Consider the following 16,864-nt stretch of genomic DNA (forward strand, 5'->3'; position numbering starts at 1 on the left):
CGATTTCGAAATCAGTAGAGAAAATCGAGACTTTTTCGAGGAAAGTGGTCGGAACCACGTCCACTTTTCGAGTTTTACGAGAGGATTTTAAGAATTCTTCTGAATTCCGGAAAGAATGGAAATGATTCCAAGCTCCAAGGTTTGGAAAAAGTCGATCCGAAAGACCGCAAAATCCGGGGAAGAATTGAGAACTTTCACTACGATCGGAGCCGGTTCGGCGTGGTGCCAAAGCCCGATGATCAGCGCGTGCAAATACGTCAGAAACAAAACGGCTTCATCCGACGTTTTGAGTTTTAAGGCCCGACAAAGTTCGGGAGCGGATTCGAGAACGCTCTTTCGAACCGAATCCTTAAAACGAAGCGCGCTTTCAAAAACCACGTTTTTTTCCAAAAGCGCAGAAGCGATCGCCATCAAACGGACCGTTCTTTGGTTTTCCTTTAGAGAATTCGTGATCCAAGACGCAAGTTCCGCCGAAGAAAGTCCCGGATTTTTAGAACGAAGAAAATTCTGAAACGCCTCGAACCAAGCGTCGTAATCCATTCTATGAATTTCGAGAAAAAGTTCTTCCTTGGTTTTGAAATAAAGATACAGAGTTCCCTTGGCGACCCCCGCCTTTTTGGCGATCTGATCCATGGAAATTTTTTCAAAAGAAGATTTGTTAAAAAGGGAAATCGCGGCCCGAACCAAAAGTTCCTTTTTGATTTTCTTATCGTCGTCTTTTACGGCTCGGCTTTTCATAAAGGCAATTCTTCGTTTTAAGGGAGAATTCTTCGAACACGAAGTCTTCTTATTTCCAACAATCTTTCCGCCGATTACAAAAACAATCCCCTTTTCCATAAAAACTTCCGACGTACGTGGTTGACAATGACTCAAGGTCATTATAAAGTGACCGAAAGTCAATACTTAATGACCTTGAGTCATTAATATAGGAGTCAAAGAAGAATGAAACGTAAAACCGTGTTAATCACAGGGTCGTCTTCCGGAATCGGAAAAGCGGCCGCAAAGTATTTCCAAGCAAAGGGCTGGAACGTGATCGCAACGATGAGAAATCCCGAAAACGATCAGGACCTTAAAAATCTTCCGAACCTACTCTGCACAAAACTCGACGTAACCAAACCCGACACGATCGAAAAGGCGATCGCAGAGGGAATCAAAACCTTCGGCGAGATCGACGTATTGGTAAACAACGCCGGTTACGGACTTGTAGGACCGTTCGAAGGAGCGAGCAAGGAACAAATCCAAAGACAATTCGATACGAACGTATTCGGAGCGATGGACGTGATTCAAAAAATTCTCCCCCACTTCCGAAACAAAAAAAAGGGACTCATTATCAACGTCGCGTCTATGGGCGGAAGAATCACCTTCCCTCTTTATAGTCTCTATCATTCCACAAAATGGGCCTTGGAAGGTTTCACCGAATCTCTTCAATACGAATTGTCTCCGTTCGGAATCCGAGTAAAGCTCATTGAACCCGGCGCGATCGCCACCGATTTTATCGGCCGTTCCTCCGACTCCACTTCCGATCAAGCTCCGGGAGAATATAAGAAATTTTCGGACGCGGTTTTTAAGAACATGGAAGACGCGATGATGACCAGTCGTTCCGAAACCGTTGCGAAAGTAATTTTCAAAGCCGCAAAAAGTTCTTCCAAACGTCTTCGTTACGTAGTAGGAATGGACGCTAAAGCGCTTTTAAGTTTGCGGAAATTTCTTTCCGACGGAGTTCTATTCTCCATGATGAAACTCGCGTTGCTTAGATCCGCGAAAGCGGCTTAACTTTAATTCCGCGTATAAGGAGAGAGTATGTTCGGAAATCGGATTCAAAAATTTTCTTTCTTATCTTTGATCGTTCTTTCGGGAATCGTCGTTTTGATTTTTTTGCAGACGGGTTGTTTGAGTTCGTTCGGCGGAACTCCCGAAGGCAAACGACTGGAAAGAATGCAGACTTCCAAAATGTTCAAGGACGGAAAGTTCGAAAACGATCCCTTTGTTCCGAATTTGATTTCCGGTTCTTACACGGAAATTCTTCGAAGACAACTTTTCGGTAACGAACAAAGAACCCCTCCTTCTCCGATTCCGGTAATTCATCCCGATCGCCAAAGTTTTTCCGCAGTTCCCAAACCGGGACTGAGAGCGATCTGGCTCGGTCACACGGGAGTTCTTGTGGAAATCGACGGAGTGAGAATTCTGACCGATCCCGTTTTTTCCGAGAAAGTATCTCCGTTTACGAGCGTAGGTCCGGAAAGATTTTTCCAATCTCCGATTTCCCTCGAAGAACTTCCTCCGATCGACGCGGTCGTGATTTCACACGATCACTACGATCATTTGGATATGATCACCGCAAAACATCTTTCTTCCAAAGGAACCAAGTATTTCGTTCCTTTGGGAATCGGCGCGCACTTGGAACGTTGGGGCGTTCCCGAGTCACAGATCGTAGAACTCGATTGGTGGGAAAAGGGAAACGTCGGGAAAGTGGAAATCATTTGCACGCCCGCGGTTCATTATTCGGGCCGGGGAATGTTCAACGCGAAGTCTACTCTTTGGTCTTCTTGGAGCGTAATCGGTCCCGAAAATAAATTCTTTCATAGCGGGGATACGGGTTATTCTCCTCATTTTGCCGAGATCGGTAAACGTCTCGGACCTTTCGACCTGACTTCGATCAAGGTCGGAGCTTACGACGTCACTTGGGAAGGAATTCACATGAACCCCGAGAAAGCGGTTCAAGCGCACGTGGATTTAAAAGCAAAACGAATGCTTCCGGTTCATTGGGGAACGTTCAATCTTGCGATTCACGATTGGGACGAACCGATTCGTCGAAGCGTCGACGCGGCAAAAAATCTTTCTGTAGACTTGGTCGCGCCGAAACCGGGCGAAGTCGTGGACGCAAAAGCACCGTTCATTTTCGAAGCTTGGTGGGAAAAGGTGAAATAATCGAAGAGTAAGATCGAAGGTGGAACGAAACGCATAACAGAAAGGTCCTCTCGGAGAGGACCGATTCAAGAACACTTTCGATCTGTTTTAAAATCCGATTATAATATTAGTTTATTATAATTTTCTAAATCGATTGGAGTTTGAACAAACTCCGAAGAAGTTTTGATCTTCGCAAAAATATATCCGAGTCCCGATAAAAACGAAGCGTGCACATACGAAGCGGGAATTTTCGTTTTTTCAAAGGAAAGTTCCTTGGTCGCGCATGCGTCCGCAATGACGGTGATATCCTTATAACCGAGATCAAAGGCGGCGCGTACGGTAGAATCGACGACCATGTGAGTCATCATTCCGTAGACAACGAGCTTCTTTACTTTTTTACGTTTCAGCTCCTCTTCCAATCCCGTGTTGATAAACGCATTGACCGTGTGTTTGATCAGAATTGTTTCTCCGGGAATCGGCCCGTTTGATTCTTCCATTTGAACCCCTGCGGTTCCGGGAAAGAAGAAGGTGGCCCCTTTCCGAGTGGAAACGTGTTGAACGTGAATCACGGGCCATTCCTTTTTTCTAAAGTATTCCAAGACGGTTTTTCCTCGACTCGCCGCTTGTTCCGCTCCTTCCAATTCGAATTTTCCTCCGGGAAAAAAATCCTTTTGTAGGTCCAAAATCAAAAGCGCCGTGTCCGCGTTTGCAAGTTCGGAAGAAACCGGATTCTCCCTTTCGTCGATCGTTGAACAGGAAACGATCCAGCATAGAATCGGAATCAACGCCGTTTTTTTGAATGAATTCATTCTTACCTCCATATTTCGAAACCTTTACAAGAATTTTCGTCTTCGTTTCTGTCGGTTTCGATCTACAGAGATTATAAAGGATCTATACTATTCTTAAAAATGATTTGTTCTAATAGTTAAAATCAGTAAAATTGATAGTATGGAAATTTCAAGTCTGAAGATATTCAGGGAAGTCGCCGTGGAAGGAAGTTTTACCAAGGCCGCGGAGAAACTTCACTACGTTCAATCGAACGTTACGATGAGAATTCAACTTTTGGAACGGGAACTCGGCGATCGATTGTTTCAAAGAACGAAGGCCGGTGTGACTCTGACTCCGAAGGGAAAAATTCTTTTGGAATATGCGGAGAAGATCCTTTTCTTTTCCGACGAAGCGCGCAAGGCGCTTTCTTCGTCGGGAGATCCGCAAGGCGTTCTTCGAATCGGTTCGGGGGAAACGACGTCTTCGATTCGACTTCCCTCTTACATCGCGAAATTTCATTCTAAGTTTCCGAAGGTAAAACTTTCGATTCATCCGGGGAACACCGGAGATCTTTTACAAGGGCTGATCAAACGGGAATTGGACGGAGCTTTTTTGTATGAGGATTTTTCCCATCCGACGACGGTTTCCCGACCTATTTTTACGGAGAATTTAAAGGTCGTAACTCCGAAAAATTTTAAAACGATCCGAGCGCTGGCCTCTTCTTTGGACAATCTTTCGATTCTCGTTTTTAAACCGGGCTGCATCTTCCGCAATCGTTTGGAGCAATGGCTCCTTTCTCAAAAGATCGGGCCGAGGTCGGCCGTTGAATTGAATTCGATGGATTCCATTCTTTCCTGCGTTATGGCCGGGATGGGAATCTCTTTGCTGCCCGAATCCATTTTGAAATCCAGAAAGTTGGACCGGTTCATTTCCAGTTTTCCAATTCCGAAAGAATTTTCGCAGGTTCGGACCTTTTTCGTGTTTCGAAAGGACGTTTCTCCGACCACGGCTTTAGGCGAGTTCCGAGATGGTTTGTTTTCTACAGTCTCTTAGGTCGGACGCGGCTTCAGGACCTCGGCGGGACCTCGCTCGAGTCTTGTTCCCGTCGTGGTTGTGGTAGGGATTTCTAGATTTTTTTCGAAAATGGCCGGGGTTCCGACCCAATTTTATGTCCTCTAAACGGATCCTAAGCTCACTTTAAATCCTTGACCTGTAGTGCACCGCCAAAAAACTGGTCTCAGATTGTGCGACGCACAAATTTGAATCTACGGAGGCATCCCATGAATTTTCGCAAGATGACCCGATTTCGTTTCCGTTACTTACTTTGGTTGCTCTTACCCTTGAGCTTCCAACTGCTTCTCGCACCACTTGCGGGAGCTCTCAATCAGAAAAAGATCGCCCTGGACGAAGAATCCATAGAAATCAAAGCCATCCAGGCGTACGTGGCGGAGGTCCGACCATCCCTTTCCTCTGAATCCCTGCAAAAACTATCCCAAGTCATTCTCCAGGAATCCAGAAGACTGGAACTCGAGTCCTGCACGTTCCGTTGTTCCGACACGGACAAAGTCAGCCTACTGATCGGATTGATCCATCTCGAATCCGAGTTCAAGGCGACCGCTCGCTCTCCCAAAGACGCCCGCGGTTTTATGCAAATCATGCCCGCAACGGCAACCTGGCTTTCCAAAAAAGAAGGCTGGAAAATCAACCTATCGGATCTTCACAAACCGGAAGTAAACATCCATCTCGGAGTTTCTTACCTAAACTTTCTTTTGGATCTGAGAAAGGGCGATACCACGAAAGCGCTTCTTTCCTATAACGCCGGACCGGGCGCCGTGGATCGTTGGGGCGGGGTTCCGGAATACAACGAGATCATTTTGAGCAACCAATCCCGTTACTTGGAATTGAGAGAAAAGATTTCCAATTCGATTCAGTAACTTTTTATAATTCGTAACTTTGAAATGCGAGTCGATGCGGTTTTCGTCTTCGGCTCGTATCCGCTTCCGATCTCCGATCCTTTTCTCGAGTGATCGATCAACACTTAACAACAATTAGGTGGGCATTCTCCGACGAACAACAAGAAGGAGGAAAGAATTAAGGAACCCAATCCGATTTATTGAAATACTTGTCTTCCATTTCCCGAAGAACGCCGGAACGCCCGATCTCGGAAAGAAAGAATTCAAAATTCCGAATAAACACGGGATCGGAAAGGGGAAAGGCCGCGCTGATATCCTCTCTTTGCACCGGTTCCAAAAGCGGTCTGAAATTGGAAGCGACCGATTTGTCCTTGAGAAGAAGTCCCTTGATATAAAAAGAATCCGCCACTAAACAACTCGCGGTTCCGTTTTTTACGGCCTCCCAAGCGGACGGCGTGTCTCCGTATGTGAAGATTCGATTGTTTTTGAATTTTTTCAGAAGATATTCGTGACGATTGGAAAACGATCGAACCGCAAACGTAATACCGCTTACGTCCGCCAAGTCGAGAATACTTCGAAAACTCTGCGTGGTGATGATATTTCCTTCCGGCGGAGGCGGCAAAGAAGTCTTTCGAATCAAAGCCGCGGGAGTGGAAATCAAATACGCCGCGCTGAATCTCACCTTTTTCGATCGTTCGAGATTGCTCGAGATTCCGGATAACGCGATATCGGCTTCCTTCTTTTTGATCGCATCCGCAAATTCGCTGAACTCGGGATAAGGAATGAATTTATACTTCACTCCCAAAAAATCCGCGTAGGCCTTTCCCAATTCGTAATCGAAACCGGGAAAACCTTCCTTTGCGTTCGGAACGTAGAACGGTTCGTCGGCGGGATTGCCTGCGACCTTCAATTCTCCCTTTTCCAAAATTTCCTTGAGTCGGGAAGAATTATAAAATTTGAATGTTTCTTCTTCCGCGTTCAAACGAGAACGTTCAAACGATCCGATAAAACAAAAGACGGTCAAAAGAATCGAATAAAAAATTCGGAAGATCGGAAATCTCATGTTCGGTAATTTTACGGAAAACGTTTCAGTCTTCCCGCAACTCCGTAAGATTTTTATAATATTCTAAACTTTCCGGATTGCTGAGAGCTTCCTTGTTGGTGACGGGTTCCCCTTGAACGGTTCTTTTTACGGCGATCTCCACCTTTTTCATGTTGATCGTGTAAGGAATGTCCGCAACGGCAAGAATTTTGGAAGGAACGTGTCTCGGCGAAACCTTATCTCTGATTTCTTTTTTCAAAACTTGAACCAAAGAATCGCTCAACGTCTTTCCGGGCGCCATCTTTAAAAACAAAACGATTCTTACGTCCTCTTTCCAATCCTGTCCTATGATGACGGAGTCCGCAATCTCGGGAAAGGTTTCGATCAAACTGTAAAGATCGGCGGTTCCGATTCTCACTCCTCCCGGATTGAGAGTCGCGTCCGATCTTCCGTAAACGACAAGACCTCCGTTCTTCGTAAGCTCCGCAAAATCGCCGTGACACCAAACTCCCGGAAAACTTTCGAAGTATGCGGACTTATATTTTTTTCCTTCGGGATCTTTCCAAAAATACAAAGGCATCGACGGAAAGGGTTGTTTGCAAACGAGTTCTCCCTTTTCTTCCATTACCGGTTTTCCGGTTTCGTTCCAAATCTCCACGTCCATGCCGAGTCCTCTGCACTGGATTTCTCCTTCGTAAACGGGAAGAATCGGATTCCCCAAAGCGAAACATCCGTTGAGATCGGTTCCGCCCGAGATCGAAGAAAGTTGAAGATCCTTTTTCCAATTTTGATAAACGTATCGAAAGCCGATCGATGTTAAGGGAGAACCCGTGGATAAAACCGCGCGCATCGAACTTAGATCCAATCCCTTCGGTTGAAAGCCGGATTTCTCCAAGGTAAGAATGTATTTCGCTCCGACTCCGAAGACGTTGATCTTTTCTTCCGCGGCGATTTGAAAAAGAATTTCGGGTCCGGGATGAAACGGATTTCCGTCGAACAAAACCACCGTCGCGCCGACGGACAAGGAACTTACGAGCCAGTTCCACATCATCCAACCGCATGTCGTATAATAAAAAATTCTTTCTTCGAGTTTCAGATCGGAATGAAGAACCAATTCTTTCCAGTGATTGATAAACACTCCGGCTCCCTGCACCATACATTTCGGAAGTCCGGTCGTTCCGGATGAATACATGATATAAACCGGATGATCGAAACCGGTTTGATAAAACTCAAGAGCCGCGCCTTGATTTTCCCGGAGAATACTTTCAAAAAAATGAATATTCTTTTTCGGATATCCTTCGGGTAAGGAAGTCGTCGTTCCTTCTTTGAAATGCAGAATCCCTTTTTTGTAATCCGATACGACGACCGCTTCGAGTGAAGGTATGGAAGCGACAATCTGCGTTAGATTCTCCGCAAGAGAAAGATCCTTTCCTTTAAACGCATATCGATCCGTGGTAAACAATATCTTAGGTTCGATTTGACCGAAACGATCCAACACTCCTTTGGCTCCGAAGTCCGGAGAACAGGAACTCCAAATCGCTCCGATCGAAGTCGTCGCGAGCATCGCGATCACGGTTTCGGGAACGTTAGGCATAAGACCCGCGACCCGATCGCCGGGAACCACTCCCCTTTTTTTCAGATCCTGCGCGACCGCGCCCACATAAGAACGAAGTTCCGCATAACTGATTTCCCTTCTCGATCCGTCCTCTCCTCTGTAAATCAGAGCGGGAAAAGAATCGTTTCTACGAAGAAGATTCTCCGCAAAATTCAATTTTGCCCCGGGAAAAAACCGAGAATCCGTAAAATTCTCCGCTTTGCGAAAAGCGGTTTCGTATTTTTGAGAATGGATCGTTTCCGAAAATTCCCAGATGCTTTCCCAAAACGCGCCGATATCCTTTACGGACCAGGCCCTGAGTTCTTCGAACGCGGTTAGATCGAGATTCTTTTTTTCTTTTAGAAATTTTCTATAACGGATTAGATTGGATGATTCGATTCGCTCGGAGGAAGGCGCCCATAACTCTTGATGCATGTAAAATCTCGGTTCTTTATTTTTTCGCTCTCTATTACATTTTTTTCGAAAGGTCGGGTCAACATGAATTTTGATTGAGAAACGGGACGCGCTCTATATGTTTAGAAAAAAATAATTCCGAGAAAGCCATTGAACTCATTCGAACACATTCATTTCGCAGAAATCATTTTGATCGCGTCCGGTATTCTTTACACTTTGCACGGTTTGATTCATCAGCTGATCGTAGGCGCGGCCGTCGGATTTTTCCAATTTCCGGATATCAGACAATCCCGTTTGATTCTGATGATGTGGATCACCACGGGCGCGTTTATGAGCTTTTTGGGTTTTCTTCCCGCGGCTTTGATTTTATTTTTCGGCCCTCAACCCGCGGTCGTTGCGACCTTGATCACCGAAGCGATCGCGGTCGGTTTCTTATCGCTTCACATTTATCTTTCCGGTTACAAAACTCACACACAACCCGTAAAGATCGGCTTCTTTTTCAGCCTCGGTTTTACGATCGTTTTGGCGGGTTATCTGGTAAGTTTGCGATTCTAAGTTAGACGAAACTTCGTTTAAGAACGCAGATTCTTTTGGTATTTGCTAAAATCCTCAAGAGCCTTTGCATACAAATGTTCTCTTAGATTGTTTTTCATCATTTCAAGAAAGACGTCCAGATTTTTGATCCCGGCGCTCACTTTGATTTTCAAAAAAGAATAATCGCCAAATACGAAAGTACCCGAGTAGGAATTGAATCGGACCGATTTGACATCGTGCCAAAACATACGTTTGTCCCTCGTAAAAAAGCCCTTCTCCAGCATCCCCGAAGAATCCACCGATACGGAATAAAACTTAGAATAGAGAAGAATCCAAATTCCGAAAAAACAAAGAAGCAGCCAAAACGATAGAAGAAAGTTTAGATTTTCATTCTCGGTTTGAGGGATCAAAAAATAAGAACCAAGAAAAAACAGAAAGAATAGAATCGAGGTAATGTATCCCGTAATCACGAAACTTTTCGGAAGTTGAAACGTATTCTTTGTGGCTTCCGGATTGTTTGTCGTATCGATAACGAATAACTTCTGAATCCAATATTTGGATCCGAAGAAAAGAAGAATGCTGAACAAAGATCCGATTGTGATTTGAACGATATATTCTTTCATGAGCAAGATTCGAATTTGTTCGCGGGCAATTTCGCGAAAACTCAAGAGTCGCTTTCTATGGATCGCGACTGTATGGAACCGAAGATTTTCCAACTACGTTGGAAACCAAATGCTTATCGCTCCGCGGTATTTGGCGACATCGTTTCTTACGGAAACTCGTTTCACAGCTTCGCTGTGAGCCAATCGCAACGCTCAGCTGCTTTTTGGCGACATCGTTTCTTACGGAAACGATGTCGGCTCGAAATAGGCTAAGTTCTCGGGGCCTTCGTGGATCACGATTCGATCCACCTTGCCGCCCGCGGTATGAACGCTTTCTTTCAAATAATGATAAAACCAACGCGCGATGTTTTCCGAAGTCGGATTGATCGTTTTAAATTCTTCCAAATCGTTGATGAGAATATGATCCAATTTCGCTACGAGTTCTTTGAGTTTCTGTTTGGAAGTGAGAAAGTCGAAACTGATTCCGTCTTCTCCGATATTCTTTTTTCCCGAAAGATACAATTCCACTTTCCAGGAATGTCCGTGAATCGGTTCGTCCGAACCGTCCGGAAAATACCGGTAAAGGAAATGAGAGGATTCAAAGCGCTCCTCGATTCTGATATAAAATCTTCCTGATTCTTCAAAAAACATAGCTCTTGACTTTCTTTCCCAGGTCTATATATTGGAAGCAACTGCAAATTCGAGGCGGTTTCGTATTCGACGAGGTTCGGCTCGGTTGTTTTTTCGCGGTTTGCAGAGGCAAAATATCTCGCAAAGTTTTTCAAGGGGCGAGTATTTTAGTGATAGGAGATATTCAATGACAGAAGTGGTCAAGCCAAGATTTTATAAGGAAATGACTGTAGGTGAGGCTATGGCTGTTCACCCGGAAGCGGGGCTTGTTTTTTCGAGCTACCATTTAGGCGGTTGCTCTCACTGCTCCATCAACGAACTCGAAACCATCGAGCAGGTTTGTATGGGTTACGGCGTGGAAGTGGATGTTCTGATTGAAAGCCTGAACAATCTTCTCGAAGACTCGGAAGACTAAAAAAATCATCCCGGGGAAAATCGATTCTCCGGGTTCTTTTCCTTTTCCCCAAATACTCTTCTTTCTTTTTTGAAACCCGCGCTTCTACGAAGCGGGCGGAATATAATAATAACGAACTCCGGCCTTTCTGAAATAATTCCGAATCCGATTGTCTTCGCTTCGGACCTCGGTTGCGTCGAGAGGTTTCAAACCTTTTCGAAACGTTCCTTCGTTGATCTGAAGAATTTCGCCTAACGTATCGAATCTATAAAACTCAAGACCGGTTTCCCTTTTGAGAACCAAAAGACTCATGGTCAAAAAACTTTCGTTTCTATATTCCTCTTCGTAGAGTCCGTATACGAACGCGCTCGGAAAAATTCTATAGACGGTCCCTTTGTATTCCACCGTGTTTTTTCTACGGTCCAAATCCTTGAGAATTGTATAAGAAGAACGATCCGTGATGAAGTAAATCGTTCCGCAGCGAAACGTAATATACTGATTTCCTTTTTTACTCGTAGCGGAAGGAAGAACGACTCCGGAAGAAATCATATCGCCGGGAGAATAATGATTCTCCGCGATTTTACCGAGACGATTGCGAAGCGACTCGTCCAAAAATTCCACCGAGTCCGTGCGTTTCATTTTTCCGAGTTGATGAAAGATCCGATCGAACTCGTTCTTTTCGTAACCCTTGTTCTTCACGAAGGTATCGAGTTGTTTTTTAAGGGACTTCAGTCGGATTTGAAAATAGGGAGAATCGTTTTTACCCGCGAGACCGAACATTTCCTCCCATAAGGATTCCAGTTCGCGGATCTCGTCCTTTTGGTCGAAGGTCTTTTTTTCAACCTCTTCCAATATGGCTTCGAATTTATGTTTTAAATCGAAAAAGAATCGGGAATCTCTTACCGGGTCCATACGCGTGTTTTTATTATCGGACGTTGTATCGTTTTTTTCAACGTGAGAATTTTTTGAAAACGACGCGCCCTAACTTTAGTTCGCGTGTTTTCTACTCTTGATGGAAAGAATGATTCCCACGGCCGTCATGGACATGATCAAGTGCGATCCGCCGTAACTCATAAACGATAAGGGAATCCCGGTCACGGGCATAAGACCGATGACGATCCCGATATTGATCGCCATGTGATAAAAAAGAAGGGCGACGATCCCCGAAGCGAGAAGAGATCCGAATCTGTCCTTACTTTCGTAACTGATCTGAAGTCCGCGCAAAGGAATCGAAAATAAAAAGAACAACAAAAACACCGAACCCAAAAATCCGGTTTGTTCCGCCCAAGAGGCGAAGATAAAGTCGGTGCTGGATTCGGGAACGTGAGGAATTCTTCCTTCGGTCATCTCCGCGTTCATAATTCCTTTTCCGAAAAATCTTCCCGAACCTACCGCGGGTTTGGACGCGCGTAGTTGATAACCCGCGCCTTGTTTGAATTCTTCCGGATTCAGGAACGCGGTCAAACGTACGACCTGGTTTTCGCGGAACGGAACCGTTTTCATCACGACCACCGCGGAGATCAGACTGATCCCCAAGATCCCGAGAGGAATATAATATTGTCTTAATGTTCTACTTCCTCTCGCGATTCGAATCCCCACCATCACGAGACTCGCGATCAAAAAGATCGCACCGAACGTCAAAAGAAGTTTTTGATTGGATAAAATCTTAAAGAAGAATCCGCCTTCCACTTCCACGACCTGATCGACCACTTCCTTAAGAGCGTTTAACGTCTTGGGCGTGAGATTCGCGGCTTTCAAATCCTTTCCGTCGAGCGCGAGCCAGATTTTTCCGCCGAGTCGATTGACCACGGATAAAAGATCGGTCTTTCCGGTTCTTTGTAAAAAGTCGGAGATGTCGTTTATCAAAGTCAGTCTGGAATATTCCACAAACATAGGAACCATCAAGGTGATTCCCCCGAACGCGAGCAAGGATCCGATATGGAGAATGTCCGCTCCTCCGAGAAAGAGCATCGTAAAAAGGATCGGCAAAAAAGAAACCGCGGTTCCGAAGTCGGGTTGCAGAAGAATAAAAACCATCGGAACGATCACGATGACGAATGGGATCGCGAGAACCACGAGGTTCTTCATATCCTTTTCTTTGAGAACCATAAACTGACCGAGCAGAATCACCGTGGACAACTTCGCGAACTCGGAAGCCTGAATCCCGATCGGTCCGATCTTCAACCAAGAACGAGCCCCTCTTCCAGAAGGAAGGTGTCCGATCCCCGGAATCAGAGTGATCATCAAAAGAAAAACCGTAAAGACGTAGATCACGAGAGCGTAAGCGCCTAACAACTGATAGTTGACCCGTGATACGAAATACATGATCACAAGACCGATGATAAAATAGAACAACTGACGATACCACTTACCGGGTCCGTCTTCGAAATTGACTTCCTGACTGTAAAGCGTCAGAACGCTGCAAAGAACTACGATCACGACCGAGATCACCAAAAAGTAATCGATCTTTTCAATGGACTTATCTGGCTTCAAGCGTTCCCTCCTGTCCGGTCGACGGTGAAGAAGGTGGAGCTATATCTTGCGATTTTTTGAATGTTCCCGGCGGGAACGCGGCGTGAAACATTTCTCTTGCAACCGGTGCGGCTCCCGCGGCCCCACCGACTCCGTATTCCACGAACACCACGATTAACACTTGTTCGCTGGCGGGCGCGTTTGCGGGTGCGTAACCCACAAACCAAGCGTGGTTCGAACCGGACGCGCCTCTTCTTCTGGTTTGAGCCGTTCCCGTCTTTCCTGCGATATCGGGTAAGAACGGTTTATTTAAAACGTATGCGGCAGTTCCGCTTTTGACCACAAGTTTCAATCCTTCTTTGATCGCCTCGACCGAAGACTGATTGATCGGAATGTCTCTTAGGATTTGAGGAGTGGTTCTATTGATGATGGAGTTATCCACGGGATCGCGGATTTCGCTCACTACGTACGGTTGATAGATTTGTCCGCGATTGAGTAAGCCCATATAAAACAAGGCCATTCCCATCGGAGTCGAGGAAATAAAACCCTGACCGATGGACAAGTTGATCGTATCTCCGTCGAACCACTTGGTTCCGTAAGTTCTTTTTTTCCAAGCGGAAGAAGGAACAAAACCGGTGATCTCTCCGGGAAGATCGACCTTGGATTTGTTTTCCAATCCGAAAAGACGGGAATAATTCAAGATCGCATCGGAACCGAGCTTGTATCCGAGATTGTAAAAATAAACCGAACAGGATTTTTGAAGAGCGTGCGCGAGATCGTTGGTTCCGTGACCGCCCTTTTCCCAACACATAAAAACCTGATCGGGAACGCCGGCGAACGTAGACTTAAGCACAAAACTACCGTTACACGAATAAGAAGTTTCCGGAGTATAACCGATCTTGTGCTGACTTTCAAGAGCGGCAAGTGCGACTAACGTTTTATATGTCGAAGCGGGAGGGAACTTGGATTGAATCGCAAGATTTAAAAATCCGCCGTTGTCTTTTACACGTTTGAAGTGGCCGGTTCGATCCGCTTTATTCTTACCCGAAAGAATGTTCGGATCGTAACTCGGATTGGATGCCATCGCAAGAATTTCTCCGGTTGCAACCTTCACCGCGATCGCGGTTCCTCTGCTGCCTTTGAGGGCCTTGTGAGCGGCGATCTGAATGTCCTTATCGATCGTAAGAATTAAATTATTACCCGGGGAAGAATGTTCCACCACGCGTTCTTCTTCGATGTTTCCTTCGGAACTTCGTTTTTGAATTCTAAATCCGTCCACACCCCGAAGTTCGGAATCGTATTCGAGTTCGAGACCGTTCTTACCGAGATATTGATAGGATTTGATTTCTCCGGTTACGAGATCGTCCCTTGTCGGTTTTCCGATATAACCCGTGACGTGCGCGAGCGCGGGTCCCATCTTGTAGATTCTTCTCGGAGAAGGAAGAAGAATGATGTATTTTGATATATTATCGAATACTGATATTCTTTCCTGTTGAGCGGTGGTGATCCCTTCCAAAAGAACGATCGGTTTTTTGGATTTGAGATTTCTGGAAAATCGCGGTTCGATCAGTTCGTCTTCGTAATACGAAATCGGAATCGAAAGCGTTCTTGCAAATTCGTGAATGAACGTTTTTACCGATGCGGGATCGTATTTAAACAAGGACGTATTTAAAACCGCGTCCAAGGAAGAATAATTCGAAACGAGAGCCATCGAAGTTTCCGGCGTAAGAAAATTCCGATCGAACATTTGGCCCCGAGCCGCGGGCATGATCTCGCTCTTTCTTACGAACTTCTCCGCTTTGAGAGCGTTGTCCGTTCCGTTGAAAATCTGAAGATTAAAAAGCTGAAAGATAAACGCGGCTAACGTAAAAACTACGAGCCCGGAAAAGATATAAAGACGAAGACGGAAACTTCTTTCAAGACGGTATTCCGACGCAGACTGCGCTCCGCCTAACAACTTACGCGTCCCCCATGTGATCCAATTGATAGATCCAAGTCAAAGCGTAAAAAAACGCGGGCGCGATCAGAGCGTTGAAGATGGAAGTGAAGAATAAGGAATAACTCATATTCTCGTGAAAGAAAAGGGAGAATAGATAATACGTAGCGACTCGGGTAACGAACGTGATCAACAAAGAATAGATCGTGATCGAAAGATAATTCTCGTGATACGCGGAACGCGCAAACTTACCCACGAGATAACCGATCAGACAAAACGTCAAAGAATGCAAACCGATCTTATACGTGACCACATTGCCGGCGGCGATTTCACCGCCGAGACCGGAGTCCGTCAAAAGACCTCCGAAAAATCCGATCCAAAGACCGTAGAGAGGACCTCTTCGTAGCGCAAAAAACAATACGAGAAGAATCATGAAGTCGGGTTTGATCGCGGAGCCGATCTCGAAAAGATTGGAACCGTTTAAGAAGTGCGCGATTAAGATACCGACCGCGATAACGAGTTTTTCTAAGATCATTGCAGGTCGTCCTCGCTCGGAGCCGCGCCCGGATTTTTCGGCGCGTTTGTCTGCGGCTTATTGCCGTTAGGCGAAAGAGGATTTTTGGATTGATTCTCTTTTTGACGATCCTCTCCCGGATAATTGAGTTCTCCGAAATACGGATTTTCGATCGTGATGTTTTGTCCTTCCGGCCAAGTCTCGAGCCATTTTTCGGGCAACTTGAGAATGATCGTTACACTTTCGAGCATCTCGAAACGAACGAACGGTTTTAAGAATGCGGTTTTGAAACTTCCGTTTCTTTGTCCTTCTTCGGTAATGATTCCCACGGGAATTCCCGCGGGAAAAACTCCTCCCCCGCCGGAAGTATAAACCGGTTTTCCGATTTTACTCAAGGACTCCGTGTATTGAATCATCTCGCTCGGTCCCATCGGATATTCTCCGAAGACTCTCGGATCGATGATGATTCCGCTGTCGATATAATTCAAAAGAGCTTCGGTTCCTCTTCCCGAGTTTCCGGAAAGATTGGCCCAAAGATTCGTATCGGGCATCGATACTCCCATGTTGAAGTTGGAGTTGATGAGAGGTTGTACGACCGCCGATCCGCCCGTAACCGCGATCACTTTACCGACAAGCGCTTCGATGATCGCGCCCTTTTGATCCACGGCTCTTGCGGTCACCGGCATATAGGGTTTGAGTCCCGCGTCGGCGCCTTTGTCGATGATGATGGTTCTATAGATCGAATTCAATCGAACGGATAAAACTTCCGCCTTTAAACTCGCGTATTTTTGTCTGCTTTGAAAACGAAGTTCTTTGCGAAGCGTATCATTCTCGCGATTCGCTTTTTCCAAATCCTGAGGAAGAAGTTTATAATCTTCCATGACCGCGACGCAAGAATCCCTTTCCTTACGAACGGTTTCAAAAGATTCTAATTTGTTATACGCGCCTTTGAAAAATCCGCCGAAGGAATCGATGGAGCCGGATACGATATCTCCGACTCTTTGGAAACTTGCGATTCCTCGTACGATTACGTTGCTTCGGAAGGTTAAGGAAAGAATGGAGAATAGAACGCAAAAGAGGAGAGAGACAGTCTCTTTACTTCGGCTGAGTTGAAACCATAACATCGAATCTTCTTTTGCTCCCC

16 protein-coding genes and 1 pseudogene are annotated in these 16,864 nt (G+C 45.6%); 6 read left to right on the forward strand and 11 right to left on the reverse strand.

Going from position 1 to position 16,864, the window contains the following annotated elements:
- Positions 1-87: 87 nt before the first annotated feature.
- Positions 88-738, reverse strand: coding sequence for a TetR/AcrR family transcriptional regulator (locus tag LEP1GSC052_RS11075; RefSeq protein ID WP_167593878.1), 651 nt, complete (start codon positions 736-738; stop codon positions 88-90).
- Positions 739-942: 204 nt separating this feature from the next.
- On the opposite strand from LEP1GSC052_RS11075, the gene LEP1GSC052_RS11080 reads away from it, so the two are divergent.
- A complete protein-coding gene (locus LEP1GSC052_RS11080) occupies positions 943-1,773 on the forward strand; it encodes an SDR family oxidoreductase (RefSeq protein WP_020985695.1) in 831 nt (276 codons plus the stop codon).
- A gap of 27 nt (positions 1,774-1,800) precedes the next feature.
- A complete protein-coding gene (locus LEP1GSC052_RS11085) occupies positions 1,801-2,928 on the forward strand; it encodes an MBL fold metallo-hydrolase (RefSeq protein ID WP_020986017.1) in 1,128 nt (375 codons plus the stop codon).
- A 98-nt stretch (positions 2,929-3,026) separates the two neighbouring features.
- Here LEP1GSC052_RS11085 and LEP1GSC052_RS11090 read toward each other — a convergent pair whose 3' ends face one another.
- Positions 3,027-3,716, reverse strand: coding sequence for an isochorismatase family protein (locus LEP1GSC052_RS11090; protein WP_020985652.1), 690 nt, complete (start codon positions 3,714-3,716; stop codon positions 3,027-3,029).
- Positions 3,717-3,855: 139 nt separating this feature from the next.
- Between LEP1GSC052_RS11090 and LEP1GSC052_RS11095 the strand changes: the two genes are divergently transcribed.
- Both LEP1GSC052_RS11095 and LEP1GSC052_RS11100 read left to right on the forward strand, forming a co-directional pair.
- Positions 3,856-4,728, forward strand: a complete 873-nt coding sequence (locus LEP1GSC052_RS11095) for a LysR family transcriptional regulator (protein WP_010574161.1) — start codon at positions 3,856-3,858, stop codon at positions 4,726-4,728.
- 227 nt (positions 4,729-4,955) lie between these two features.
- Positions 4,956-5,609, forward strand: a complete 654-nt coding sequence (locus LEP1GSC052_RS11100; protein ID WP_010574160.1) for a lytic transglycosylase domain-containing protein — start codon at positions 4,956-4,958, stop codon at positions 5,607-5,609.
- A 157-nt stretch (positions 5,610-5,766) separates the two neighbouring features.
- Here LEP1GSC052_RS11100 and LEP1GSC052_RS11105 read toward each other — a convergent pair.
- Positions 5,767-6,570: pseudogene (locus tag LEP1GSC052_RS11105) on the reverse strand (substrate-binding periplasmic protein); the annotation flags it as partial.
- A 106-nt stretch (positions 6,571-6,676) separates the two neighbouring features.
- Entirely contained in the window at positions 6,677-8,659 is a 1,983-nt protein-coding gene (locus LEP1GSC052_RS11110) for an acetoacetate--CoA ligase (RefSeq protein ID WP_010574158.1), read from the reverse strand.
- Positions 8,660-8,788: 129 nt separating this feature from the next.
- Here LEP1GSC052_RS11110 and LEP1GSC052_RS11115 point away from each other — a divergent pair, with 129 nt between their 5' ends.
- Complete coding sequence (locus tag LEP1GSC052_RS11115; RefSeq protein WP_010574157.1) at positions 8,789-9,193, forward strand: hypothetical protein; 405 nt, start codon at positions 8,789-8,791, stop codon at positions 9,191-9,193.
- Positions 9,194-9,210: 17 nt separating this feature from the next.
- On the opposite strand, the gene LEP1GSC052_RS11120 is transcribed toward LEP1GSC052_RS11115, so the two are convergent.
- Together LEP1GSC052_RS11120 and LEP1GSC052_RS11125 are read right to left on the reverse strand one after the other, a co-directional pair.
- On the reverse strand, positions 9,211-9,795 hold the full coding sequence (locus LEP1GSC052_RS11120) for a hypothetical protein (RefSeq protein ID WP_125196204.1): 585 nt from the start codon (positions 9,793-9,795) through the stop codon (positions 9,211-9,213).
- Positions 9,796-10,014: 219 nt separating this feature from the next.
- Entirely contained in the window at positions 10,015-10,425 is a 411-nt protein-coding gene (locus tag LEP1GSC052_RS11125; protein WP_010574155.1) for a 6-carboxytetrahydropterin synthase, read from the reverse strand.
- A gap of 166 nt (positions 10,426-10,591) precedes the next feature.
- On the opposite strand from LEP1GSC052_RS11125, the gene LEP1GSC052_RS11130 reads away from it, so the two are divergent.
- The gene (locus LEP1GSC052_RS11130) at positions 10,592-10,819 is read left to right on the forward strand and encodes a DUF1858 domain-containing protein (protein WP_010574154.1); all 228 of its coding nucleotides are present in this window, start codon (positions 10,592-10,594) and stop codon (positions 10,817-10,819) included.
- Between the two features lie 84 nt (positions 10,820-10,903).
- Here the strand turns inward: LEP1GSC052_RS11130 and LEP1GSC052_RS11135 are convergent, their stop codons facing one another.
- The 5 genes from LEP1GSC052_RS11135 to mreC all read right to left on the reverse strand — a co-directional run bounded on the left by LEP1GSC052_RS11135 (position 10,904) and on the right by mreC (position 16,844).
- Entirely contained in the window at positions 10,904-11,710 is an 807-nt protein-coding gene (locus tag LEP1GSC052_RS11135; protein ID WP_010574153.1) for a hypothetical protein, read from the reverse strand.
- Between the two features lie 75 nt (positions 11,711-11,785).
- The gene (gene rodA / locus LEP1GSC052_RS11140; protein ID WP_010574152.1) at positions 11,786-13,291 is read right to left on the reverse strand and encodes a rod shape-determining protein RodA; all 1,506 of its coding nucleotides are present in this window, start codon (positions 13,289-13,291) and stop codon (positions 11,786-11,788) included.
- Positions 13,278-15,227 (reverse strand): penicillin-binding protein 2, encoded by a 1,950-nt coding sequence (mrdA, locus tag LEP1GSC052_RS11145; protein ID WP_010574151.1) that lies wholly within the window; start codon positions 15,225-15,227, stop codon positions 13,278-13,280. The genes rodA and mrdA overlap by 14 nt, the downstream gene beginning before the upstream one ends.
- A 1-nt stretch (position 15,228) precedes the next feature.
- Positions 15,229-15,741 carry a rod shape-determining protein MreD gene (gene mreD, locus LEP1GSC052_RS11150; protein ID WP_010574150.1) on the reverse strand — a complete coding sequence of 171 codons (513 nt, stop codon included), beginning with the start codon at positions 15,739-15,741 and terminating at the stop codon, positions 15,229-15,231.
- Positions 15,738-16,844: a rod shape-determining protein MreC gene (gene mreC, locus LEP1GSC052_RS11155; RefSeq protein WP_010574149.1), complete on the reverse strand. Its 1,107-nt coding sequence runs from the start codon at positions 16,842-16,844 to the stop codon at positions 15,738-15,740. Before mreC ends, mreD begins: the two co-directional genes overlap by 4 nt.
- Positions 16,845-16,864 lie beyond the last annotated feature (20 nt).

The sequence above is a fragment of the Leptospira kmetyi serovar Malaysia str. Bejo-Iso9 genome, assembly GCF_000243735.2.
Taxonomy (GTDB): domain Bacteria; phylum Spirochaetota; class Leptospiria; order Leptospirales; family Leptospiraceae; genus Leptospira; species Leptospira kmetyi.

Excerpts from the sequence above, each read along its gene's own strand:
- mreC (WP_010574149.1), bottom strand. The coding sequence starts at position 16,844 with ATGTTATGGTTTCAACTCAGCCGAAGTAAAGAGACTGTCTCTCTCCTC.
- LEP1GSC052_RS11135 (WP_010574153.1), bottom strand. The coding sequence starts at position 11,710 with ATGGACCCGGTAAGAGATTCCCGATTCTTTTTCGATTTAAAACATAAA.
- LEP1GSC052_RS11125 (WP_010574155.1), bottom strand. The coding sequence starts at position 10,425 with ATGTTTTTTGAAGAATCAGGAAGATTTTATATCAGAATCGAGGAGCGC.
- LEP1GSC052_RS11090 (WP_020985652.1), bottom strand. The coding sequence starts at position 3,716 with ATGAATTCATTCAAAAAAACGGCGTTGATTCCGATTCTATGCTGGATC.
- mreD (WP_010574150.1), bottom strand. The coding sequence starts at position 15,741 with ATGATCTTAGAAAAACTCGTTATCGCGGTCGGTATCTTAATCGCGCAC.
- LEP1GSC052_RS11085 (WP_020986017.1), top strand. The coding sequence starts at position 1,801 with ATGTTCGGAAATCGGATTCAAAAATTTTCTTTCTTATCTTTGATCGTT.
- LEP1GSC052_RS11130 (WP_010574154.1), top strand. The coding sequence starts at position 10,592 with ATGACAGAAGTGGTCAAGCCAAGATTTTATAAGGAAATGACTGTAGGT.
- LEP1GSC052_RS11095 (WP_010574161.1), top strand. The coding sequence starts at position 3,856 with ATGGAAATTTCAAGTCTGAAGATATTCAGGGAAGTCGCCGTGGAAGGA.
- LEP1GSC052_RS11075 (WP_167593878.1), bottom strand. The coding sequence starts at position 738 with ATGAAAAGCCGAGCCGTAAAAGACGACGATAAGAAAATCAAAAAGGAA.
- LEP1GSC052_RS11110 (WP_010574158.1), bottom strand. The coding sequence starts at position 8,659 with ATGCATCAAGAGTTATGGGCGCCTTCCTCCGAGCGAATCGAATCATCC.
- LEP1GSC052_RS11120 (WP_125196204.1), bottom strand. The coding sequence starts at position 9,795 with ATGAAAGAATATATCGTTCAAATCACAATCGGATCTTTGTTCAGCATT.
- LEP1GSC052_RS11080 (WP_020985695.1), top strand. The coding sequence starts at position 943 with ATGAAACGTAAAACCGTGTTAATCACAGGGTCGTCTTCCGGAATCGGA.
- LEP1GSC052_RS11100 (WP_010574160.1), top strand. The coding sequence starts at position 4,956 with ATGAATTTTCGCAAGATGACCCGATTTCGTTTCCGTTACTTACTTTGG.